General features: G+C 73.0%; 20 protein-coding genes. 14 read left to right on the top strand and 6 right to left on the bottom strand.

Translation table 11 applies throughout. The annotated features are described in order from the left end of the window. The first annotated feature begins 260 nt into the window (after positions 1-260). Positions 261-2663, top strand: a complete 2403-nt coding sequence (locus ACTMS0_RS10335) for a M28 family peptidase (RefSeq protein ID WP_441155164.1) — start codon at positions 261-263, stop codon at positions 2661-2663. A 34-nt stretch (positions 2664-2697) separates the two neighbouring features. Here the strand turns inward: ACTMS0_RS10335 and ACTMS0_RS10330 are convergent, their stop codons facing one another. Beyond that, positions 2698-2952 carry a Smr/MutS family protein gene (locus ACTMS0_RS10330; protein ID WP_350652564.1) on the bottom strand — a complete coding sequence of 85 codons (255 nt, stop codon included), beginning with the start codon at positions 2950-2952 and terminating at the stop codon, positions 2698-2700. 118 nt (positions 2953-3070) lie between these two features. Here ACTMS0_RS10330 and ACTMS0_RS10325 point away from each other — a divergent pair, with 118 nt between their 5' ends. Further along, positions 3071-3808 carry a class I SAM-dependent methyltransferase gene (locus ACTMS0_RS10325; protein WP_441154924.1) on the top strand — a complete coding sequence of 246 codons (738 nt, stop codon included), beginning with the start codon at positions 3071-3073 and terminating at the stop codon, positions 3806-3808. Positions 3809-3864: 56 nt separating this feature from the next. On the opposite strand, the gene ACTMS0_RS10320 is transcribed toward ACTMS0_RS10325, so the two are convergent. After that, the gene (locus ACTMS0_RS10320) at positions 3865-4227 is read right to left on the bottom strand and encodes a tetratricopeptide repeat protein (protein ID WP_441154923.1); all 363 of its coding nucleotides are present in this window, start codon (positions 4225-4227) and stop codon (positions 3865-3867) included. Between the two features lie 94 nt (positions 4228-4321). Then, positions 4322-5083, bottom strand: a complete 762-nt coding sequence (locus tag ACTMS0_RS10315) for an ROK family protein (RefSeq protein WP_441154922.1) — start codon at positions 5081-5083, stop codon at positions 4322-4324. A 144-nt stretch (positions 5084-5227) separates the two neighbouring features. Between ACTMS0_RS10315 and ACTMS0_RS10310 the strand changes: the two genes are divergently transcribed. The 3 genes from ACTMS0_RS10310 (at position 5228) to ACTMS0_RS10300 (ending at position 8137) form a co-directional block, all read left to right on the top strand. Then, a complete protein-coding gene (locus tag ACTMS0_RS10310; protein ID WP_441154921.1) occupies positions 5228-6865 on the top strand; it encodes an ABC-F family ATP-binding cassette domain-containing protein in 1638 nt (545 codons plus the stop codon). Positions 6866-6903: 38 nt separating this feature from the next. Then, complete coding sequence (locus ACTMS0_RS10305; RefSeq protein WP_441154920.1) at positions 6904-7221, top strand: hypothetical protein; 318 nt, start codon at positions 6904-6906, stop codon at positions 7219-7221. Positions 7222-7411: 190 nt separating this feature from the next. Then, positions 7412-8137, top strand: coding sequence for a methyltransferase domain-containing protein (locus ACTMS0_RS10300; RefSeq protein ID WP_441154919.1), 726 nt, complete (start codon positions 7412-7414; stop codon positions 8135-8137). Between the two features lie 76 nt (positions 8138-8213). Here ACTMS0_RS10300 and ACTMS0_RS10295 read toward each other — a convergent pair whose 3' ends face one another. Continuing rightward, positions 8214-9227, bottom strand: a complete 1014-nt coding sequence (locus tag ACTMS0_RS10295; protein WP_441154918.1) for a LacI family DNA-binding transcriptional regulator — start codon at positions 9225-9227, stop codon at positions 8214-8216. A 148-nt stretch (positions 9228-9375) separates the two neighbouring features. Between ACTMS0_RS10295 and arfA the strand changes: the two genes are divergently transcribed. From arfA to ACTMS0_RS10260, 7 genes are all read left to right on the top strand, one after another. Then, positions 9376-10893, top strand: coding sequence for an arabinosylfuranosidase ArfA (arfA, locus tag ACTMS0_RS10290; RefSeq protein WP_441155163.1), 1518 nt, complete (start codon positions 9376-9378; stop codon positions 10891-10893). A gap of 54 nt (positions 10894-10947) precedes the next feature. After that, entirely contained in the window at positions 10948-12267 is a 1320-nt protein-coding gene (locus ACTMS0_RS10285; RefSeq protein WP_441154917.1) for an ABC transporter substrate-binding protein, read from the top strand. Between the two features lie 6 nt (positions 12268-12273). Further along, the gene (locus ACTMS0_RS10280; RefSeq protein ID WP_441154916.1) at positions 12274-13239 is read left to right on the top strand and encodes a carbohydrate ABC transporter permease; all 966 of its coding nucleotides are present in this window, start codon (positions 12274-12276) and stop codon (positions 13237-13239) included. 10 nt (positions 13240-13249) lie between these two features. Further along, positions 13250-14149, top strand: coding sequence for a carbohydrate ABC transporter permease (locus ACTMS0_RS10275; RefSeq protein ID WP_441154915.1), 900 nt, complete (start codon positions 13250-13252; stop codon positions 14147-14149). Further along, on the top strand, positions 14146-15159 hold the full coding sequence (locus ACTMS0_RS10270; protein WP_441154914.1) for a glycoside hydrolase family 43 protein: 1014 nt from the start codon (positions 14146-14148) through the stop codon (positions 15157-15159). Before ACTMS0_RS10275 ends, ACTMS0_RS10270 begins: the two co-directional genes overlap by 4 nt. 325 nt (positions 15160-15484) lie before the next feature. Then, positions 15485-17140, top strand: a complete 1656-nt coding sequence (locus ACTMS0_RS10265; protein ID WP_441154913.1) for a glycoside hydrolase family 10 protein — start codon at positions 15485-15487, stop codon at positions 17138-17140. Between the two features lie 177 nt (positions 17141-17317). Further along, positions 17318-17857, top strand: a complete 540-nt coding sequence (locus tag ACTMS0_RS10260; protein WP_441154912.1) for a phospholipase — start codon at positions 17318-17320, stop codon at positions 17855-17857. 122 nt (positions 17858-17979) lie between these two features. Here ACTMS0_RS10260 and ACTMS0_RS10255 read toward each other — a convergent pair whose 3' ends face one another. Together ACTMS0_RS10255 and ACTMS0_RS10250 are read right to left on the bottom strand one after the other, a co-directional pair. Then, complete coding sequence (locus tag ACTMS0_RS10255; RefSeq protein WP_441154911.1) at positions 17980-20808, bottom strand: ATP-binding protein; 2829 nt, start codon at positions 20806-20808, stop codon at positions 17980-17982. A gap of 154 nt (positions 20809-20962) precedes the next feature. After that, entirely contained in the window at positions 20963-21178 is a 216-nt protein-coding gene (locus ACTMS0_RS10250) for an FmdB family zinc ribbon protein (RefSeq protein ID WP_441154910.1), read from the bottom strand. Positions 21179-21234: 56 nt separating this feature from the next. On the opposite strand from ACTMS0_RS10250, the gene ACTMS0_RS10245 reads away from it, so the two are divergent. Then, positions 21235-22566 carry a lytic murein transglycosylase gene (locus ACTMS0_RS10245; RefSeq protein WP_441155162.1) on the top strand — a complete coding sequence of 444 codons (1332 nt, stop codon included), beginning with the start codon at positions 21235-21237 and terminating at the stop codon, positions 22564-22566. Positions 22567-22638: 72 nt separating this feature from the next. After that, positions 22639-23655, top strand: a complete 1017-nt coding sequence (locus tag ACTMS0_RS10240) for a GNAT family N-acetyltransferase (protein ID WP_441155161.1) — start codon at positions 22639-22641, stop codon at positions 23653-23655. Positions 23656-23671: the final 16 nt, after the last annotated feature.

Here is a 23671-nt window from a genome sequence, read left to right as displayed (position 1 = left end):
CCGCGAGACGCGGGAGATCGCTGGTGATGTCGGGCTCCTTCCGAGTGCCCTGCTGATCCTGTATTAGACAACGGTCCCACACAACACGACGGCCTCGGCTCGACGCACGATGCTCCCGATCACGGTTCAGAGCGGACGAATCCGGCATGTCTGCCTCCCGATCCGCCCGTGCCGGGAGTCCCGCCGGCGCCCGGCGAGGTGCAGGATGGGGCCACCCCCACCCCCGAGGAGTCCCCGTGGGCGTACCTCCCATCCCGACCATGAAGCGCCGGTCGGCCGCCGCGGCGGCGCTCGTCCTCGCCGCCGACCGCGCGCTGGCCCGTCCCCGCCCGCGCCTCGCGGCCGCCGTGGCCGCGCTGGTCGCGCTCGTCGCGGTCGGCGCCCTCACCCTGGCCGACCTGCGCACCCCCGCGCCGCGCCCGGCCGACGCGGCGCCCGGCGAGTTCAGCGCCGGGCGGGCGTACGAGCACGTGCGGGTCATCGCGGCCCGCACCCACGTGGCCGGCAGCCCCGCCAACGACCAGGTCCGCGAGCACCTGGTCGGGGCGCTGCGCGGCCTCGGCCTGGAGACCGAGGTGCAGGACACGGTCGCCCCGGAGGCCGGCCAGCTCAGCGGCGCGGCCGGGGGCGCGACCCTGGCCCGGGTGCGCAACGTGGTGGCCCGCCTCCCCGGCACCGACCCGACCGGCAAGATCTTCCTCGTCGCGCACTACGACTCGGTCCAGGTCGGGCCGGGCGGCAACGACGACGCCGCCGGCACGTCGGCCGTCCTGGAGGTGGCCCGGGCCCTCACCGCCGGGTCGCGGCCCCGCAACGACGTCGTGTTCGTGCTCACCGACGCCGAGGAGGCGTGCCTGTGCGGCGCGTCCGCGTTCGCGTCGAGCCACCCGCTCGCCGCGGACGGCGGCGTCGTGCTCAACCTGGAGGCGCGGGGCTCGACCGGGCCGGTGATCATGTTCGAGACGTCGGAGCGGAACGCCGCCCTGGTCGACGCCTTCGGCCGGGCCGCGCCGCACCCGGTGGGCACCTCGTTCGCGGTCGAGATCTACCGCGCCCTGCCGAACGACACCGACTTCACCGCCTTCCTCGCCGAGGCCGGCTTCGTGGGTCTCAACTCGGCGTACATCGACGGCGGGGCGATCTACCACACCCCGCTGGACACGCCGGCCAGGATGGACCGGGCGAGCCTCCAGCACCACGGCGACAACGCGCTCGGCCTGGCCCGCGAGTTCGGCCGGGTCGACCTGGCGACACTCGACGCCGGGCACGACGCCACGTACTTCCCCGTCCCCGGCGGGCTGGTCCGCTACCCGGGCTGGCTGGTGCTGCCGCTGGCGCTGGTCGCGCTCGCCGGCGTGGTCGCGCTCGGCTGGCTCGCCCGGCGCCGCGGCCGGGTGACCGCCGGCCGGCTGGCCGCCGGCTTCGGCCTCGCGCTCGTGCCGCTGGTGGTCGCCCCGGTCGGCGCGACCCTGCTCTGGGCGGGGATCGCCGCGGCGCGCCCCGGCTACACCGAGCTGCTCGATCCGTACCGGCCGACGTGGTACCGGCTGGCGGTGGTGGCGCTCGCCGCGGCGGTGCTGTTCGCCTGGTACGCGCTCACCCGCCGCCACGTCGGCCCGGCCGCGCTGGCGATCGGCGCGCTCGGGTGGCTGGCCCTGATCGGGGTGCTGCTCGCCGTGCTGGTGCCCGGCGGGGCGTACCTGGTGACCCTGCCGGCCCTGGCCGGCGCCCTGGCCGGGCTGGTCGCGCTGCTCGCCCGGATCGACGGGCCGGTGCCGGTGGTCGCGGTGACCCTGGCCGGCGCGGTGGCCGTGGTGGTCCTGCTGCCCACCGTCGTGCTGCTCTTCCCCGCGCTCGGCATGGCGATGGGCGGCGTCGCCGCGCTCGTGGCGGTGCTGCTCGGCCTGGCCGCACTGCCCGTGGTCGACCTGCTGCACCCGCAGGCCGGCGGCCAGCGCGGGATGGTCGCACTCCGGGCCCGCCGGCTCGGCGCGCTGCCGGCCGCCGCCGCGGCGCTCGCGGCGGTGGTCTTTGCCGGGGTCGGGCTCGCCGTCGACCGGTTCGACGCCGCGCACCCCACGCCGACCCACCTGATGTACGCGCTCGACGCCGGCACCGGCCAGGCCCGCTGGCTCAGCCACGAGGCCGAGCCGCAGCCGTGGACCGACGGGTACGTGGACGGCGACCGGGTCTCCGTCGCCGACGAGTTCCCCGTCTTCGGTGACGAGGAGCTGCTGGCCGGCCCGGCGCAGGCGGCGGGCCTGCCCGCGCCGATGCTGGACGTGCTCGCCGACAGCACCGCCGGCACCGAACGCACGCTGCGACTGCGGCTCACGCCGCAGCGGCCGGTCCGCCTGGCCGCGCTGCATGTGGACACGGGGACGGCGACGGTGTTGCGGGCCGAGGTGTCGGGCCGGTCCGTGCCGGTCACGCCGCGCCCGGGCCGCTGGGGCTTCGGGGTGGTCTTCCACGCCCCGCCGGCCGAGGGCATCGAGGTGACGCTGACGGTGACGCCGAAGGCGGGCCAGGTGGCGTTCCGGGCGATGGACGCCAGCGACGGCCTGGACGCGCTCCCCGGCTTCCGACCCCGCCCGCCGGGCGTCGGGATCGTGGGCTCGCACAGCTCGGAGATGCTGGCCGTCGCCCGCACGTACCCGTTCTGAGGGGGACGGGCCGCCCTGCTCGGGGCGGCCCGCCTCACTTCCAGCGGAAGTGGACGAAGAGGCGGCCGAAGTTCTTCGAGTCCTTCTCGACCCGGTGGTAGAGCGCCTTGACGTCCTTCTGGTCCAGGAACCGCAGCACGCGCTTCTTCAGCTGGCCGGAACCCTTGCCGGGGATGATCTCCACGAGGGTCGCCTTCTTCGCGACCGCCTCGTCCATGATCCCGCGCAGGGCACGCTCGATGTCGGTGCCCTTGTTGTAGATGTCGTGCAGGTCCAGCTTGAGCTTCACGGCCGGGCCTCCGCCGGGTCGGGTTCCATGGCTGCCCATGGTAGGTCGGGGTACGCCCGGACGGCCGGTGCGCCGGAAATCGCTGGACGCCGCTTCCGTCCCTGACCATCGTCGGGGGATGCGACAGGAGGACCTCTGGAACGCCGACGCCGCGCGGCGCTACGACACACCGGGCACGGGCATGTTCGCGCCCGAGGTGCTGGAACCGACCGTGGACCGGCTCGCCGCCCTGGCGGAGGGTGGCCGGGTCCTCGAGTTCGCCATCGGCACCGGGCGGGTCGCGGTTCCGCTCGCCGAGCGGGGCGTACCCGTCACGGGCATCGAACTGTCCGGCCCGATGATCGATGAGCTGCGGACGAAGGTGGACGAGGAGCGGATCCCGGTGGTCCGGGGCGACATGGCGGTCGCCGTCGCCCCGGGGACGTACACGCTCGTGTACCTCGTCTACAACACGATCTCGAACCTGCAGACCCAGGCCGAGCAGGTCGCCTGCTTCCGCAACGCCGCCCGGCACCTCGCGCCCGGCGGCCGGTTCGTGATCGAACTCTGGGTGCCGGAGCTACGCAAGCTCCCGCCCGGCCAGCAGGCCACGGTCTGGCACTACGAACCGGGCTACATCGGCCTGGACACCTACGACGTGCTCCACCAGCGAGCCGTGTCGCACCACGTCCGGTACGACCAGGACGGCCAGGCCCGTGTCTCCCTGAGCCCCCACCGGTACATCTGGCCGGCGGAGCTGGACCTCATGGCCCAACTGGCCGGCTTCGAGCTGGAGAGCCGGCACGCCGACTGGACCGGGGCGGAGTTCACGGCGGACTGCCGGTCCCACGTGTCCGTCTACCGCCTCCCGGCCTGATCGGGGGCGGAGACGACGACGGGCAGCCCCCGGAAGGGCTGCCCCGTCGTGCGCGTTCAGCGGCCGACCCGGGTCTCCACCCGGCGCAGCGCCGCCTGGTAGTCGTCGTTGCCGTGGTGCATGGCCGCCGCGATGCGCAGGTGCCGCAGCGCGTCGGCCGGCCGGTTCAGGCGCTCCAGCGTCCGGCCCAGCACGTGGTGGGCGTAATGGTCGCTGGGGTCCCGGTCGACCAGTTCGCGAAGCTGCTCCTCGGCCCGGTTGAGCTGGGCCGACTGGAAGTACGCCCGGGCCAGCAACTGCCGCACGGCGGCGTTGCCGGGCTCGGCCTCGACGATCGGCTCGAGCAGCCGGGCCGCTCCGGTCGGGTCACCGGCTTCGAAGAACAGAGTCGCCCGCCGGTACTCGGCCAGAAGATCCATTCGACCCACCCCCTCGTGTCACCTCGTCACTCCACCGACGCTGGCACAACATCAGCCGTGCCGCGACTGTTCCCCCGGATGGGAATTGCGTCGATCAGACCGACCGGGCGAGGGCGAGATCCCAGGCGCGGACGCCGCCGACGATGCCCGCCGTGTTCGGCACCACCACCACATCGTCGCCCATCCGGGTCAACTGCTCGGGGCGGATCAACCGAGAGTTGCCCCCGCCCAGGTAGAGCCGGTCCCACCGGAACACCGGCCGCAGCCCCTCCACCACCTGCCGCACCCGGCGCGACCAGAAGGCGTCCCCGAGCCGCCGCCGCTCGACCTCGCCGACGTACGTGTCGTACGTGGTGCCCCAGCGCACCGGGGCGTGGGACAGCTCGAGGTGCGGGGCGAGCACGCCCCCGTCGAAGAGGGCGCTGCCCAGCCCGGTGCCGAGGGTCAGCACCAGTTCGCAGCCGGTGCCGGCGACCACCCCGGCCCCGTGCACCTCGGCGTCGTTGAGCACCAGCGCCGGCACCCCGAACGCGTCGGCGAGGACGCTGCGTGCGTCGTACCCCGACCACTCGGCGACCAGGCCCGGGTCCACGCGGCTGCGCGGGCCGGAGCGGGTGACGTAGTGCGGCGTGGCCACGACCACCCCGTGCCGGATCATCCCCGGCATCCCCACGGTCAGGCGGTCCGCCGTCGGCAACCGGGAGCCGAGGTCGCGCAGCGTCTTCACGAAGAGCGCGGGCGGCAGAGGGTACGGCGTCGGCACGCGCAACGCGCGCGCCCGCATGGTCCCGGCGGCGTCAAGAACGGACGCCTTGATCCCACCCCCGCCGCAGTCGATCGCCAGAGTCGTCACCACGCCGAGCAGTGTGCCCGGTCCGCGCCGGACCACCCTCATCGATCATGCACTTTCGGCCCCTCCTATGCCGCTTTCACACCTGTTTGTCCGGGCACAAAGTGCAAGATCGCGGGGAGGGTGGGGGCCGGATAGGGTTGCGGGCTGATGAGTGGGACGTTGGTTGTCAAGGGGCTGGCCGCCGGGCACGGGGAGCGGCAGCTTTTTGCCGGGTTGGATCTGGTGGTCGCGCCGGGGGACGTGGTCGGGCTGGTTGGGGCGAACGGCGCGGGGAAGTCGACGTTGCTGCGTACGCTCGCCGGGTTGCTGCCCGTCGAGGCCGGGAGCGTCACGATCAGCCCGCCCACCGCGAGCGTCGGGCACCTGCCGCAGGAGCCGGAGCGGCGGGTCGGCGAGCGGGTCCGCGACTTCCTGGCCCGGCGCACCGGGGTGGCCGGGGCGCAGGCGGCGCTGGACGCGGCCACCGAGGCGCTGACCGCGGGCGCGCCCGGCGCCGACGACGCGTACGCCGAGGCGCTGGACCGCTGGCTCGCCCTCGGCGCGGCGGACCTGGACGAGCGCGCCGAGCAGGTCGCCGCCGACCTCGGCCTCGCCGTCTCCCTCGACGCCGAGATGACCGGCCTCTCCGGTGGCCAGGCGGCACGGGCCGGGCTGGCGTCGCTGCTGCTCAGCCGGTACGACGTCTTCCTCCTCGACGAGCCCACCAACGACCTGGACCTGGCCGGGCTGGAACGGCTGGAGGAGTTCGTCACCGGGCTGCGCGCCGGCACCGTCCTGGTCAGCCACGACCGGGAGTTCCTGACCCGTACCGTGACCCGCGTGCTCGAGCTGGACCTGCACCAGCGGCAGGTCAACCACTTCGGCGGCGGCTACGCGGCCTACCTGGAGGAGCGGGAGGTCGCGCGGCGGCACGCCCGCGCCGACTACGAGGAGTACGCCGACACCCGCGCCGGCCTGGAGGCACGGGGCCGCACCCAGCGGGCGTGGATGGAGAAGGGCGTCAAGAACGCCCGCCGGAAGGCCACCGACAACGACAAGATCGGCCGCAAGTTCCGCTCCGAGGCGACCGAGAAGCAGGCGGCCAAGGCCCGGCAGACCGAGCGGCTGATCGAACGGCTGGAGGTGGTCGAGGAGCCGCGCAAGGAGTGGGAGCTGCGCATGGAGATCACCGCCGCGCCCCGCGCCGGCGCCGTCGTGGCCACGCTCCGCGACGCCGTGGTACGCCGCGGCGCGTTCACCCTCGGGCCGGTGAACCTCCAGATCGACTGGGCGGACCGGGTGGCCGTCACCGGGGCGAACGGGTCCGGCAAGTCGACGCTGCTCGCCGCCCTGCTGGGCCGGCTGCCGCTGGACGCCGGTCAGTCCTCGCTCGGGCCCGGTGTCGTCGTCGGCGAGGTGGACCAGGCGCGCGGGCTGTTCCTCGGCGACGCACCGCTGCTCGACGCCTTCCGGCTGGCCGTACCGGACCTGTCGCCGGCCGACGCGCGGACGCTGCTGGCCAAGTTCGGCCTGCGCGCGGCGCACGTGCTGCGGCCGGCGGCGACCCTCTCCCCCGGTGAGCGCACCCGGGCGGCGCTGGCGCTGCTGCAGGGGCGCGGGGTCAACCTGCTGGTGCTCGACGAGCCGACCAACCACCTCGACCTGCCGGCGATCGAACAGTTGGAGTCGGCGCTGGCCAGCTACCCGGGCACGCTGCTGCTGGTCACCCACGACCGGCGGATGCTCGACGTGGTGAGCGTCAACCGGCGGCTGCGCGTGACCGCCGGACGGATCGCCGAGGACTGATCCGTGCCGGTCCGGTCGCGCGGGGTGAGAATGAGCCCATGCTCAAGTGGGAGTACGCGCTGCTCGTCCGCCGTCGGCAGGCGGCCACCAACGACACCGGGTGGGAGGTCGTCTTCGTCTGGTACGGCCCGGACGGCTCGATGGTCGACGTCACCCCGTACGGTGACACCGCGCTGGCCCACCTGAACCGGGCCGGTGACCAGGGCTGGGAGCTGGTCGCGATGAGCGAGGACCCGTCCCTGCCCGGCAACAACGAGCTCCACCGCTACCACCTGAAGCGACCCAAAGCGGCCACTCCCCAGCCGCGTCAGCGGATGCGCGCGGTCGGCCGCCCCCGTCGCACCATCGCCGGCTGACCCCGGCGCCCGCCCGGGCCGGTCCCGCCATGCCGCCGGCACGCCGTGCCGGTACGGGCGCCCGGGACGCGCGATGCCGGCGGCATGGAGTCGATCCACCCGCTCGCCGGGCAGTCGAGCACCCACCCAGATCCGAAAGGTGGGGCATACCGGGCGGGGATGTGGGTAACGGGCGGCCGGAGGTGGGCCGATGGTCGCGCTGGCACTGACCCCGCCCTCGGCCGAGCGGCTGCGGGCGGTCGACGAGTTCCTCGCCGAAGCCTGGACGGATCAGGCCCGGCACGACGACCGCCTGCGGGACCTCGCCGTCGAGGTGCGCTTCGACCGGGGGGTGGCTCACCTGACCGGGGAGGTCGGCGAGCCGGACGACCTGCGTCTGGTGCGGGACCGCGTCGGCCGGCTCGCCGGGGTCCTCGCCGTCTGGTGCCGGGTCCGCGTCGGCGGACGGGATCCGGTGGTGGTGGACCTGGGGTGCGGGCCGACCAAGCAGTGGCCGGGCAATCTGGGGCTGGACATCTTCCCGGCGCCGGGCGTGGACGCGGTCGCGGACCTGTCGAGTTCGCTGCCGCTGGCCGACGACTCGGTGGACGTGCTCTTCGCCGTCCACATCCTGGAGCACCTGATCGACTTCCTGCCGCTGGTCGACGAGGCGCACCGGGTGCTGCGGCCGGGCGGCGTCCTGCACGTGATGAGCCCCTGGTGGGGGCACGTCAACGCGGTCGCCGACCCCACCCACGTCCGGCTGCTCGACGTCCAGACCATCAAGGGCATCTGCGTGCAGCGCCCACCCGGCACCCCGCGCTGGTACCCGCTGCACGCCGGCTGCGACGGCGCGAGCATCTTCGCCGACCTGACCCCCCTCCCACCCGGGGCCGACGGCCCGTCCCCGTCCCACCTGGCCCGCTTCTTCGCCTGACCCCTTGCGCGTCGATCATGAAGTTATTGCCTCCCGCATCGGCGTGTCGGCGCTATAACTTCATGATCAACCGGAGCTAGCCCCGGGGTGGGGTTGTGGACTCGCGGGGGAGCAGGGTCCAGGGGGCGGGGAGTTCGCGTGGGGGGGCTGCGCGGTCGCCGGCCAGGCGGTTGGCGAGGAGGTCGACCGCCAGGCGGGCGATCCGTTCCTTGTCCGGGGCGATGGTGGTCAGGGTGGGGATGGAGAAGCGGCCGTCCTCGATGTCGTCGAAGCCGGCCACCGCGACGTCCTCGGGCACGCGCAGGCCGGCCTCGTGCAGGGCCCGCAGGGCGCCGAGGGCGAGGGTGTCGTTGAAGCAGAAGACGGCGTCGGGGCGTACCCCGGAGGTCAACAGGGACCGCATCGCGGCCGCACCCTCCGCGCGGTGCCAGGCCGGCGCGGGCGCCACCAGCGACTCGTCGTACGCGATGCCCGCGTCGGCGAGCGCGGCGGCGTAGCCGGCGAGCCGGAGCCGGGCGCTGGCGCCCTCGGGGGTGCGCTGCGACCCGATCGCGGCGACCCGGCGGCGGCCGAGCCCGATCAGGTGGGCGGTCATCGCCCGGGCGGCGGCCACGTTGTCGATCCCCACGTGGTCGGCGGGGCCGTGGTCGACGCGTTCGCCGAGCAGCACCATCGGGGTGCCGTCCAGGCCGGCCAGGTCGTCGGCGGTGAGCGCGAGCGGGCTGAAGATCAGGCCGTCGAGCATGTGGTCGCCGATGCCGGCGGCGGCGACCCGTTCCTGCTCGCGACCGCCGCCGGTCTGGTCGATCAGGACCGTCCAACCGAGCTCGGCGGCGGCGGTGACGACGTGCCGGGCCAACTCGGCGAAGTACGGGATGTCCAGCTCGGGGACGGCCAGGGCGATCACCCCGGTACGCCCCTTGCGCAGGTTGCGGGCGGACAGGTTGGGCCGGTAGTTCAGCTCGGCGATCGCCTCCTCGACCCGCGCCCGGGTGTCCGGCCGGACGTGCACGTAGCCGTTGACCACGTTCGAGACGGTCTTCACCGACACGCCGGCCCGCTCCGCAACGTCCTTGAGCCTGTGCCGCACTACTTCCTCCCGGGAGACGCTGGCCCGCACTCTACCGCGTCACGGGCGAGTCACGACCTCTTTACAACGTTGCTTACAACGTTGTAGAAAGCAAGCAGGACGGGTGATCGGGATCACCCGGCTCGGCAACAGGAAAGGTGGCACCCCCTTGCGGACCGCGCAGCTCACGATCGATCCGGCCTTCACAATCGGCCCGGCGGACCGCCGGCTCTTCGGCTCCTTCGTCGAGCACATGGGCCGCTGCGTGTACGGCGGGGTCTACGAGCCCGGCCACCCCACCGCCGACGCCCGGGGGCTGCGTGGCGACGTTCTGGCGCTGACCCGGGAGCTGGGCGTCTCCGTGGTCCGCTACCCCGGCGGCAACTTCGTCTCCGGCTACCGCTGGGAGGACGGGGTCGGCCCGGTCGGCGACCGGCCGCGCCGGCTCGACCTGGCCTGGAAGACGATCGAGACCAACGCGTTCGGGCTGGACGAGTTCATGACCTGGGCCGCCGAGGCGGGCGTCGAGCCGATGATGGCGGTCAACCTCGGCACCCGGGGCGTGCGGGAGGCGCTCGACCTTCTGGAGTACACGAACCACCCGGGCGGCACCCAACTGTCGGACCTGCGCCGCAAGCACGGCGCCGAGGAGCCGTACGGGGTGCGGCTCTGGTGCCTCGGCAACGAGCTGGACGGGCCGTGGCAGGTGGGCCACAAGACCGCCGACGAGTACGGCCGCCTCGCCGCCGAGACCGCCCGCGCGATGAAGATGATCGACCCGTCGATCAGCCTGGTGGCCTGCGGCAGCTCCAACCGGCGGATGCCGACCTTCGCCTCCTGGGAGGCGACGGTGCTGGAGCACACGTACGAGCACGTCGACTACATCTCCGCGCACACCTACTACGACCCGTCCGACGGGGACCGGGCGAGCCTCCTCGCCTCCGCCGTCGACATGGACAACTTCATCCGGGACGTGGTGGCCACCGCCGACCACGTGGCGGCGAAGCAGCGCCACCGGCGCAAGCTCAAGATCTCCTTCGACGAGTGGAACGTCTGGTACGAGTCCCGTCTCCAGGCCGACCTGGACCGGCGCGGCTGGGTCGAGGCCCCGGCGCTGATCGAGGACGACTTCACCGCCGTGGACGCGGTGGTGGTCGGCGACCTGCTGATCACCCTGCTCCGGCACGCCGACCGGGTGGGTGTCGCCTGCCAGGCCCAGCTCGCCAACGTGATCGCCCCGATCCGGACGCGCACCGGCGGACCCGCCTGGCGGCAGAGCATCTTCCACCCCTTCGCGCTGACCGCCCGGTACGCGCGCGGCACCGTGCTGCGGACCGAACCGGTCTCGCCCACGTACGAGACCAGGAAGTACGGCGAGGTCCCGGTGCTGGACACGGTCGCCGTGCACGACGAGGAGACCGGAGTCCTCACGGTCTTCGCGGTGAACCGGGGCGAGACGGACCTGCCCCTGGACCTCGACCTGCGCGGGCTGCCCGGCCTGCGCGGGCTGGACCACATCAGCCTCGCCGCCGGGGACGACCCGACGGCGACGAACACCGAGGCGGAGCCCGAGCGGGTCACGCCCCGGCAGATGAACACCCCCACCACCGACGGCGGCCGGTCCTCCGTGCTGCTGCCGGCCGTGTCCTGGAACGTGCTGCGCTTCGCCCCCACCGGCGACCTCTGAGCACCGGCTCTGACCAGGCAGAATTCATCCCGTCCCCCCAAGGAGTTGAACAGCATGATCCACAACGAGATGAGCCGGAGGCGGCTACTCGGGCTCGGGCTCGGCGCCGCCGCGTCGCTGACCCTGGCCGGCTGCGGCGGCGACGACGACGCCGGACCGGCGGCCGGCAACGGCGGCAAGGAGTACACCGGCCCGAAGGTCGACCTGAAGCTGTGGAACGGGTTCACCGGCGGTGACGGCGACATCTTCAAGACGCTGGTGAACCAGTTCAACACCGAGCACCAGAACATCGCCGTGTCGATCGCGACGTACCAGTGGCAGGACTACTACAGCAAGCTTCCCGGCGCCGCCTCCAGCGGCAGCGGCCCGGACATCGCCGTCATGCACATGGACCAGCTCGCCACCTTCGCCGCGCGCGGCGTGATCACCGAGCTGGACGACGTGGCCAAGACCCTGGAGCTCAGCGAGGGCGACTTCGCCCCGACTGTCTGGAAGGGCGGGCTCTACAACAACAAGCGGTACGGCATCCCGCTCGACATGCACCCGCTCGGCTTCTACTACAACAAGGCGGTGATGCAGAAGGCCGGCCTGGACCCGAACAAGCCGCCGACCACGCGCGACGAGTACACCGCCGCACTGACTGAGCTGAAGAAGTCCGGCGTCCAGGGCTTCTGGGTCAGCCCCTTCCAGTTCACCGGGGGCATGACCTTCTACTCGGTGCTGCACCAGTGGGGTGGCAGCGTCTTCGACGGCGAGGCGCGTACGGCCACCTTCAACTCCGAGCCCGCGGTGGAGGCGTGCACCTGGCTGGTCGACATGATCAAGCAGGGCCACTCCCCGGCCAACGTCGGCCAGGACGCCGACTACCTGGCGTTCAAGAGCGGCAAGAACGCCTTCAACTGGAACGGCATCTGGCAGATCAACGACCTGAAGAAGAGCCCGGAGATGCAGTGGGGCGTGGCGCCGCTGCCGCAGATCGGCAGCCAGCCGGCCGCCTGGGCGAACTCGCACAACTTCACCATCGTCAAGGGCCGGGCCAACGACGCCAACAAGGTCTCCGCGGCGAAGGTCTTCATCAACTGGCTGAGCCAGCACTCCCTGGACTGGGCCAAGGGCGGCCAGGTGCCGGCCCGCAAGACGGTCCGCGAGGACGCTGGCTTCAAGGCGCTGACCGAGGTCAACGCGCTCGCCCCCGAGCTGGAGTACGCCGCGTTCCCACCGGCCGCCCCTGGCCTGGGCGAGGTGATGACCACCTTCTACGACTCGTTCAAGGAGGCGGCGCTGGGCAAGAAGTCGCCGAAGCAGGCGCTGGACGACGGGGTGGCCAAGGCCAACAAGCAGCTCGAGGACAACCGCAAGAAGTACGGGAGCTGATTCTCGGTGGCGGACGTGATCGAGGTCGGGGCGGCGCGCGGTGACGCGCCGCCCCCGGCGGCCACGGCCGCCCGCCGAGGCGCCTCGGCGGGCCGGGCCGGAGGGGCGACGCCCTATCTCTTCCTCGCCCCGTACCTGGTGCTCTTCGGGGTCTTCGGCCTGCTGCCGATCGTGCTCGGCGTGTGGCTCAGCGTCCACCAGTGGGACTTCCAGCTGCCCCACCGGCCCTTCGTCGGGCTGGACAACTACCGGGAGCTCTTCTCCAGCGACTCGGCGATCTACGGAGACTGGTGGCAGAGCGTACGGGCCACTGCGATCTTCACCGTGCTGTCGGTGCCGCTGCTGCTGGTCGTTCCGCTCGGGCTGGCGCTGCTGCTGAACCGCTCGTTCCCCGGCCGGACCTTCTTCCGGGCGGTCTACTTCGCGCCGTACGTGCTGGGCGTAGCGGTGATCGGCCTACTCTGGCGGTTCCTGCTCGACGCCAACCTGGGCCTCGTCAACCGGCTCGCCGGGATGGTCGGGCTGCCGGCGGACACGCCCTGGGTGACCGACACGCCGTGGGCGTGGATCGCGCTGGTCGGGGTCACCGTCTGGTGGACCGCGGGCTTCAACGCGGTGATCTACCTGGCCGGCCTCCAGGACATCCCGGCCGAGCTCTACGAGGCGGCGAAGGTGGACGGGGCGAGCGCCTGGGACCGGTTCCGGCACGTCACGCTCCCGGGTCTGCGCCCGGTGCTGCTCTTCGTACTCACCACGACCGTGCTCGCCTCGGCGAACGTGTTCGGCCAGTCCTTCCTGATCACCCAGGGTGCGCCCGGCACCGAGACCCGCACGGTCGTCTGGCTGATCGTCAACGAGGGGCTGCGCGACAACGACGCCGGTCGCGCCGCCGCCATGAGCGTCGTGTTCGCGCTGATGCTGGCCGTGGTGAGCATCGCCAACTTCCGCCTCTTCCGATACCGGGAAGACTGAGGGGACCGCCATGACGACGCCCACGCAGACCGTCCGCGATACCGCGCCGACCCGCGGTAGCGCGCCGGCGGACGCGCGCGGTCCGGCCCCGGCGCTGCGCAAGACCGCCCTCTACGCCACCCTGGTGACGCTGGCCCTGGTCTTCCTCGCGCCGCTGGTGTGGATGGTCATCACCTCACTGAAGACCTACCCCGCGGCCCAGCAGATCCCGCCGACCTGGCTGCCCGACCCACTCTCCGGGTACGGCTACGAACAGATCCTGAACAGTTCGGCGAACCCGGTGCTGCGCTGGTTCCTCAACAGCATGCTCGCCGCCACGCTGCACGCGCTGCTGGTGCTGGCGACCGCCTCGATGGCCGCGTACGCCCTGGCCCGGATGCGGTTCCGCGGCCGTACGGTGCTCTTCGCGCTGATCGTCGGGACGCTCTTCATCCCGCCGACCTCGCTGATCATCCCGAACTTCCTCATCGTCGACGAGCTGGGCTGGCTCGACACCCTGACCGTGGTGATCGTGCCGAGCGCGGCCAGCGCGTTCGGGGTGTTCTTCCTGCGGCAGTTCTTCCTCTCCCTGCCGCGGGAACTGGAGGAGGCCGCGACGCTGGACGGCGCCAGCCAGTGGCAGATTTTCTGGAGGGTGGTGCTCCCGCTCTCCAAGCCGGCGCTGGCCACCCTCGCCGTGCTGTCGTTCCTCACCAACTGGAACGACTTCCTCTGGCCGATCTACGTCCTCTTCAGCCCGGAGATGCTGACCCTGCCGCCCGGCCTCGGCCTGCTCCAGGGCGCGTACGTCACCGACTACCCCGTCATCATGGCCGGCGCGGTGCTGGCCAGCGTGCCGGTGCTGATCCTCTTCGTACTGGCCCAGCGGCACATCATCCAGGGCGTCTCGCGTAGCGGCCTGAAGGGATGACGGGCGGCCGGACCCGGCGGCGCGGCGCGGCGGTGCTCGCCGCCGCACTGCTCGTCGCCGGTTGCGGTGGTGGAGAAGCCCCTTCGAGTACGGGAGACGACGCGCGCATGTTCACCAACCCGGTCGTCCGCAGCGACGCCCCCGACCCGCAGGCGATCCGGGTCGGCGACACCTGGTACCTGTTCCACACCAACGCCGGTGGCCGGAACGTCCCGGTGCTCACCTCGCCCGACCTGGTGACCTGGACGCCGGCCGGCGACGCCCTGCCGGAGCTGCCGGACTGGGTGGACCCGGGGAAGAACTGGGCGCCCGAGGTGATCGAGCTGGCTCCGGACCGGTTCGTGTTGTACTACACCGCCGCCGGACGGGAGTCGGGCCGGCAGTGCGTCGGCCGGGCGGTGGCGAGCGCGCCGGCGGGGCCGTACCGGGACGACTCGACCGGGCCGCTGATCTGCCAGGCGGAGCTGGGCGGCGCGATCGACGCCAGCCCGTTCCGCGACACCGACGGCAGCCTGTGGCTGCTCTGGAAGAACGACGGCAACGCCATCGGGGTGGACACCTGGCTCTGGTCGCAGCGCCTCGCCGACGACGGGCTCACGCTGGTGGGCGAGCCGACGAAGCTGCTCAAGCAGACCGAGCCGTGGGAGGGCACCCTGATCGAGGGGCCGTTCCTGCACCGGCAGGACGGGCGGCTGTACCTGTTCTTCGCCGCCAACGCGTACGACCGCGCCCAGTACGCGGAGGGCTACGCGGTCTGCGAGAGCCCGGCCGGCCCGTGCGTGAAGGCCCCGGAGAACCCGATCCTGCGGAGCAACGAGGTCGCCTCCGGCCCCGGCCACGCGTCGATGGTGGTCAAGGACGGCCGCACCTGGCTGCTCTACCACGCCTGGCCGCCGGGTCAGGAGGGCACCGTCGACCCCGGCCGCCAGGTCTGGCTCGACGAGGTCGTCTGGCAGAACGGCAAGCCGGTGGTCAAGGGCCCGACGGCCACCCCGCAACCCCGCCCCTGACCGGGGTTGCCGCACTTACCGGGAAAGAGTGGCTGTTCCGCGTGGAACAGCCACTCTTTCCGTGAACGAGGCCCCCGGGTGGGGAGGGGTCACGAGGCCGCAACCGGGTCACGACCTGGCGTGTGGATGTCGTCACGATCTGCGAGGTGGCCTGGGCCACTCGACGGACCCGGAGAGCGACGGACGGATCGATCGGGCGCAGACCCCTTGCGCGGAGCGCGTACGGTGTGAAAATTTTCTACCAGCGGCACTTAGTCAGCGGCGGATGTTGCCGAGGGCGCCGCGTCGAACCCTGTCACGGGGGTCCAACGAAGGGACACACCGGATGAAGCCAACTCGGCTCGGCGCCGCCGGGCTCGCCGCGGCGCTGCTGGGGGCGCTCGTCGCCGCCACCCCGGCGACCGCGACGCCCGACACGGCCAGCGCCGCCTCCACCACCACCTGCACCACCGACCCGGCCACCCCGAAGCGGCAGTTCCGCGCCATGTGGATCGCGTCGGTCACCAACATCGACTGGCCCACCAAGGGCTCCTGGACCGCCCCGGACCAGGTCGCGGCGCAGAAGGCCGAGTACCTGGGCTGGCTCGACCTCGCCGAGCGGCTCAACCACAACGCCGTCGTCGTGCAGGTCCGCCCGACCGCCGACGCGTTCTGGCCGTCGCCACACGAGCCGTGGTCGGAGTACCTGACCGGGGTGCGCGGCAAGGACCCGGGCTGGGACCCGCTGGCGTTCGTCGTCGAGGAGGCCCACAAGCGGAACCTGGAGTTCCACGCCTGGTTCAACCCGTACCGCGTCTCGATGCCGGCACCGAGCGGCGCCGGCGCCGACATCAGCAAGCTGGCGCCCAACCACCCGGCCCGCGAGCACCCGGAGTGGGTCTTCGCGTACCCGCCGGCCGGCGTCGCCGGCAGCCGGCTCTACTACAACCCCGGCATCCCCGAGGTCCGCGAGTTCGTCCAGACCGCGATGCTCGACGCGGTCAAGCGGTACGACATCGACGGCGTCCACTTCGACGACTACTTCTACCCGTACCCGAGCGGCACCCACCAGGTGCCGGACGACGCGACGTTCGCGGAGTTCAACCGGGGCTTCACCAACAAGGCCGACTGGCGGCGGGACAACATCAACCTGCTGGTCCAGGAGATGAACGCCAAGATCAAGTCGGTCAAGCCGTGGGTGAAGTTCGGTGTCAGCCCGTTCGGCATCTGGCGCAACAAGTCCGTCGACCCGCTGGGCTCGGACACCACCGGCAGCCAGTCGTACGACATCATCTCCGCCGACACCCGCAAGTGGATCAAGGAGGAGTGGATCGACTACGTGGTGCCGCAGCTCTACTGGTACATCGGCCAGTACCCGGCCGCCGACTACGCGCGGCTGGTGCCGTGGTGGGCCGAGCAGGTGCGCGGAACCCGCGTGCAGCTCTACATCGGGCAGGCCGACTACAAGAGCGGCGAGCCGGTGTACGGCTCGTTCTGGATGAACCCGCGCGAGCTGTCCGACCACCTGACGCTCAACCGGCAGTACCCCGAGGTGCTCGGCAACGTCCACTTCTCGGCCGTCCAGGTGCGGGCCAACCGCCTCGGCGCGACCGACATCTACGCCGCCGAGCACTACTCGCGCCCGGCGCTGGTGCCGGCCATGCCGCACCTGCCGGCCAAGCCGCTGCTCATGCCGGTGGTCACCGGCGCGACGTGGCAGGACGACGGGGTCCGGCTGAGCTGGCGGCAGCCGGCCGACGGGATGGGCCCGCTGGGCTCCGCGACCTCGTACGCCATCTACCGCCTCGACGGGGTCGGCCTGGCCGACCGGTGCGACCTGGCCGACGCCGCGCACCTGGTGGACACGGTGCGCGCGACCGGCGACGTCCAGTCCTGGGTGGACACCACCGCCGAGGCCGGCCACTCGTACACCTACTACGTACGGGCGGTCGACCGGGTGGCCAACGAGGGCCCGGCCAGCCCGCCGGCCTTCGTACGCTGACCGATCTCCGCTGAATGCCCCGGGCGCCCCTGGCGCCCGGGGCATTCGTCTGTTTGGGCGCCGGCCACGAATTGTTGAGACGCCCGCGAGGTCGCCGCGAGGTACGGGATCGACACTGATCTACATCCGGTAACCCGCCGGTAACTTGCACTCCCGCACACCCTCGCGGAGGTAACCGTGTCCAGACGCCTCGCCACCGTCCTCGCCTCGCTCGCGGTCACCCTGCTCGTCGTGCTCGGCCTGGCCTCCCCGGCCGCCGCCGTCACGCGCGAGCAGAAGCTCTCCGTCCTGTCCAGCTGGACCCAGACCAGCGCCACCAGCTACAACGCGTGGAACGCCGGCCGGTTGAACAAGGCCGCCTGGTCCGACTACGCCTTCAACTGGTCGACCGACTACTGCTCGTCCAGCCCGGACAACCCGCTCGGGTTCAACTTCACCCTCTCCTGCTACCGGCACGACTTCGGGTACCGCAACTACAAGGCGATGGGCCTGTTCTCGTCGAACAAGTCCCGTCTGGACAGCGCCTTCTACGAGGACCTCAAGCGCGTCTGCGCCACGTACAGCTCCGTCGTCCGTCCCGCCTGCTACAGCCTGGCCTGGACCTACTACCAGGCGGTCAGCGTCTTCGGCTCCACGGCCGCGGTCCAACAGTCCGACATCGACCGCGCCGCAAGGATGAAGGCCGACGCCGAGCGCCGCGCCACCACCCGCGCCTGACCGCCACCCCCACGGAACAAGTTGATCATGAGGTTAGCGGCAGCCAGGGAGATCGACACCGCCGCTAACCTCATGATCAACGCGTGTCGGGGCCGAGGGCAGCGCGCGGGTGGGCCGGTGGGTCAGGCGTGTTCGGTGTGGGGGGTTGAGGCGCCGGTGGGTTGGCGGGGGGCCGGGTGGGGGGCGCCCGTGGCGAACCTCGTCGAGTTTGCGGCCAGGTCGGGGTGTTCGACGCCGAGCGCCAGTGCCGCCGCCTCCTCCAGGCCCAGCTCCGCGCCCTCGGCGTACGCACCGTCGAAGGCCACGTCGCCCAGCACTCCGCGGAGCTCCGCCTGCCGCTGCGCCCAGTACGCGCCGTAGATACCCGGTGTGGAGCGGAGGCTCGCCCGTGTGGCCTGCGCCGCCCCGAACAGCCGCGCGGCGGTCAGCGGGTCGCCCCCGGCGGCGCAGCGCACCGCGATCGCGTGCAGCGTGTCGCAGGCGCGGCCGTGGAAGCCGTGGGCCATGCGGGAGCGGAGCGCCACCAGCAGGTGCTCGTGTGCGGCGATCAGGTCACCCCGGGCCAGCGCGACCAAGCCGAGCAGCATGTCCACCGAGCGCCGGCCGCGCTCGACCGGGCGGGCCGCCTCCACCGGGCGGGCCGCCCCGAGCAGTTCGGCCGCCTCGTCCAGCGCGCCCCGGCGCCAGAGCAGCTCGGCCAGGCTGAACACGGCGAACAGGGCGTCACCCACCACGTCCTGCCGGTGCGCCCAGTCGATCACCTCCCGGCACACCCGCTCGGCCTCGGCGAACTGTCCCATGTCGACGAGCGGGGCCGCCCGGCCCGCCAGGACCCGGGCGAGCAGGCCCGCGTCGCCGGCCTGCCGCGCCGCCTCCTCCGCCCGCTGCGAAAAGCGCAGCTCCTCGGCGAACTCGCCGTCGGCGCCCGCGTGCAGGGAGTGCATGTGGTACGCCGCCGCCAGCTCCGCCTCCGGGATCCGCTCCCCGGTCTCGGCGATCCGGCCGTACAGCCGGGACAGCCAGAGCCGCCCCTCCCGGGCCAGCCCCCGCTCCCGCCACCACTGGTCCAGCCCGCCGGTCAGCTCCAGCCCCGCCCGGGCGCTGCCGCCCGTGGCGCACCAGCGCAGCGCGGCGCGCAGCTCACCGGCGAGCGGGTCGAGCGCGTACAGCGAGAGGGTGACCGGCCGGCCGTCCGGACCGAGGTGCGCCCGCTGGAGCGCGTGGGCGGACCAGGCCACGTGCCGGTCCCGGGCGGCCTGCTCCTCCCCCGCCTCCACGAGCCGCCGGGCCGCGTACGCGCGGATCGGGTCGAGCATCCGGTACGTGCTGCCCGAGGCGTGCGGCTCAGCCAGCACCATCGACTTGTCCACCAGCACCGACAGCGGATCGAGCGGGTCGTCCCCGAGCAGCCACTCCACGGTCGGCAGGTCCACCGGTCCCACGAACACCGCCAGCCACCGCAGTAGCCGGGCGGCGCGCGGGCCGAGCGTCCGGTACGACCACGTGACGGTGGCCTGCATGGTGAGGTGCCGCTCGGTCGCCGACCGCTGCACCGCGCGGGTGGCCGGGGTGGGCGGGCTCATCCCGACCGCAGCCGCGACCAGGTCCACCGTGTCCTGTTGGTTGCCCGTCCAGCCGCGCTCGGCCGGCGGCTCCGGGTCGTCCCGGCCGGCGTCCAGAGTGCCCAGCACGTCGTCGAGTCGTTCCGCGAGCTGGCCGACGGAGAGCACCCGCAGCCGGGCGGCGGCCAGCTCGATGGCGAGCGGCAGGCCGTCCAGCCGCTGCACCACCCGGCGCAGGTCGGCCGACTCGGCCGGGTCCGGCTGCCGGCCGCCCCGGGCCGCGGCCGTCCGGTCGAGCAGCAGCGCGACCGCGTCGCTCTCCGCGCCGTTCGGGGGCGGGTCCACCGACAGCGGAGGGATCCGCCACACCACCTCGCCGGGCAGCCCGAACGACTCCCGGCTGGTGGCGACGACCCGGACGCCCACCCCGCCGGCGAGCAGCCGGGAGATCACCTCGGCCGACGCGGCCGGCTGGGCGTCACAGGTGTCGAGGAGGACGAGCATCCGGCGGGCGGCCGCGTACTCGACCAGCGTGTCCACCATCGGGCGGCCCGGCTCCGGGCGGAGACCGAGCACGGCGGCGATGGCGAACGCCACCAGGCCCGGGTCGGTGACGGTGGCGATGTCGACGAACCAGACCCCGTCCGGATAGGACTCCACCAGATCGGCGGCGAGTTCCACCGCGAGGCGGGTCTTACCGGCGCCACCCGCGCCGAGCACGGTGACCAGCCGGTGGCCCTCCACCAGCCGCCGCAGCTCGGCGCGCTCGTTCTGCCGGCCCACGAACGAGGTGACCTGGGTCGGCAGGTTGTGCGCCACGGCGTCGGCGGTACGCGGGCGCGGGAACTGCCGCTCCAGCCCCGGGGCGACGAGCTGGAACAGGCGCTCCCGGTCGTCGAAGCCGCGCAGCCGGTGCAGGCCGAGGTCGAGCAGGGACGCGCCGGACGGCAGCGGGTCGGCGTGCTTCGCGGTGGCCGCCGAACAGAGCACCTGCCCGCCGTGCGCGGCCGCGGCGACCCGGGCGGCGCGATGGACCTCCGGGCTCGCGTACTCGCCGTCGCGCGGCTCCGCCCACCCGGTGTGCAGGCCCATCCGGACCCGGGGCACGGCCTCCTGCGTCGGCCAGTCATGACTGGCCAGGGCCCGCTGGGCGGTGAGGCAGGCGGTCAACGCGGCGGACGCGTCGCCGAAGGCCAGGAAGAACGAGTCCCCCTCGGTGAGCAGCTCCGCGCCCTCGGTGGCGGCGATCGTCCGGCGCAGCAGACGCCGGTGCTCCCGCAGAACGGGCCGGTAGTCGGGCCCGAGCAGCTGGGCCAGCCGGGTCGAGCCCTCGATGTCGGTGAAGACGAAGGTCACCCACCCGGTGGGGAGGTGGATCCGTGGCGACATGCGTGGAACCTCCGCCCCGTGACGTCGGGTTCATGCTGCCTGAAAGCAAGCCGTCACGCATCGTGAGAACGGCCGGCCCGGTTCCGCCCCAAGGTGCCACTACGTCTCTGTGCGGGCAAGGGCGGCCGCCGTACCGACGGACTCCGAGTGCGGCTCAGCAACCGCAGGCGCCGCCGCAGCAGCCGCCGCCGCTCGGTGCCGGCGAGGGCGCGCCCGCACCGCCGCGGCCGGTCACCGCGATTGTGGACAGCAACTTGACCGTGTCGTCATGCCCCTGGGGGCAGGACGCCGGCTCGGCGGCCCGCGCCATCGGACGGTTGACCTCGAAGGTGTCGCCGCAGGCGCGGCAGCGGAACTCGTACCGGGGCATGGCACCAGCGTACGACCGGTCCTGACGTCGGGCGGAACATGGGTGATACTCGACGGGTGGTGGACGGCGAGGACAGGACGACCCATCGACCCCTCCGGCCGGCCGCGCCGCCCGACGGGCCACTCGCCGCCTCCGGCGCCGCCCCGGACGAACCGGTCGCGTCGGTGCCCCGTCCGCGCCGGCCGTGGCTGCGCTCGGCGACACCCACCGACGACGAGGCGCCGCACACCGAGGACCGCCCCGCGGCGCAGACCGATGCGGAGCCGGTGACGGCGACCGGGCCGCCGCACGAGGACGAGCCGGCGGGCCGGGACGCGCCGACGCTGAAGGTCGCAGCGCGCACGGAGGAACCGTCGACGGACGCGCCGCCACGCACCGGCGACGACCTCACCGTCACCCGCGTCGACCCGCTGACCCGGGTCGACCCGGCCGCCCCGGATGGGCCCGCGGGAGCCCGGCGGCGCCGGGTCCCCTTCGCGCACGCCGTACGCACGCAGCCCGGACGGATGGCGGCGGGTGCGGCACGGGCGGTCCGCGACTGGTCGCGGCGCCCCAGCGGCCGGCTCACCCTGCCCGGCGTCTTCCTGCTGTTCCTGGTCGCGGCGACCGCCGCGGCCGGCGCCCTGCTGGTGCCCGCGGCCGTGCGCTCCCGGCCGGTCGCGGTGGACGCCACCGCTGGCGCGCCGACGGCCGTTCCCGACCCGACGCTGGCGGCGGGCGCACCGCTGCCGGCCACGACGCTGCCGCCGCTCGGCGGGCCCACAGTCGTGGCGCCCACCGGCGGCCCGGGCGTCGTCCCCGCGCCCGGCACCGGCCGACCCGCCGACGCCCTCGCCGCCTGGGCCGCCCAGATCGGCCCGAAGGTGGGCATCGCCCCGGTGGCGATGCAGGCGTACGGCTACGCCGAGCTGGTCCTCGCCCAGACCAACCGCAGTTGCGGGCTGAGCTGGACCACGCTGGCCGCGATCGGGCACGTCGAATCCGCGCACGGGCAGGCCAACGGCGCCCGGCTCGGCCCCGACGCCCGGGCGGTTCCCGAGATCATCGGCCTCCCGCTGGACGGGCAGGGCGGCCGGATGCTGATCCGCGACAGCGACCGCGGGGTGCTCGACCGGGACACGACCTACGACCGGGCGATCGGGCCGATGCAGTTCATCCCGACCACCTGGCAGGAGGTCGGCGCCGACGCGGACAACGACGGCCGCAGGGACCCGCATGACATCGACGATGCCGCCCTGGCCGCCGCGAACTACCTGTGCAAGGGGGGCCGCAACCTGACCATCGCCGGCGACTGGTGGAACGCCATCCTGTCGTACAACGACGTCCGCCGGTACGCGCAGGACGTGTTCGACAAGGCCAACCAGTACGGGCAGGCGAGCCGTACGTGATGTGATCGTCCGCATACATTGGAGAACTGGACACTTCCCCCGAGCAGCCGTTAGCGGCAAGCTAGACGGGTGATGGTGCGCGAGTGGGACCCCAGGACCGCGTCGTCCGCCGAGATCGCGTCGCTGCTGGACACGCTGAACGCGGTCCTGGCGGTCGATCTGCCGCGGGATCCGCCGTGGCAGGAGAATTCCCTGCGGGAATACCTGGCCGAGGTGATGCCGGGCGAGCGGCGGATCTCCTGGGTCGCCCAGGCGGAGCCGGCCACCAACGGCACCCCGGGGGCGATCCTGGGGCAGGTCCATGTGCTGCTGCTCGGCGACATCGGCGTGCTGGAGGTGCTGGTGCACCCGTCCGAGCGGCGCAGCGGCCTCGGCCGCGAGCTGGTCCGGACCGCCGCCCGCCGGGTCTACCAGGAGGGCTTCCAGTCGATCGGCGTCGAGGTGGTCGGCGACACCCCGGCGGTCGCCTTCTACGAGGCGATCGGCTTCACGAAGGAGTACGTGGAGACCCGCAGCGTGCTCGACCTCACCGCGGTGGACTGGACCGAGCTGGCCGAGATGGCCGCCGGCATCGGCGCGGGGTACCACCTGGAGTTCCACCCCGGCGGGCCACCGGACGAGCTGATCGAGGCGTACGCGCGGGCCAAGGCCGAGGTACGCGACGTCGAGGACGGCGAGCTGCGCCCCAGCTCGTACGACCCGCAGCGGCTCCGCGACAGCCTGGACTGCCTGCACCGGCGGGGCATGAAGCCGTACATCGTGCTCGCCCAGCACGAGCAGACCGGCGAGGTGGCCGGCCTGACCGAGGTGGTGGTGCCGGCCCAGCACCCGACCCGCGCCGACCAGTACGACACGATCGTCGTCCAGGACCACCGCGGGTACGGCATCGACCGGGCGATCAAGGCGCGGATGCTGCTGGAGCTGCGCTCGGCCGAGCCGCAGCTCGTCGAGGTGCAGACCTGGAACGCCCAGGCCAACGAGGCGATGCTCAAGGTCAACGCCGAGCTGGGTTACCGGCCCGACCGCGAGTGGTGCGAGTACAGCGTGGACGTGGCCGACCTGGTGCACCGGCTCGACGCGGGGCGCTGAGAAGTTCACGAAACGG

The organism is Micromonospora sp. H33 (genome assembly GCF_052068455.1).
Taxonomy (GTDB): Bacteria; Actinomycetota; Actinomycetes; order Mycobacteriales; family Micromonosporaceae; genus Micromonospora.
Note: the sequence above shows the minus strand (reverse complement) of the source record. Positions and strands in the feature narration are given on the sequence as shown.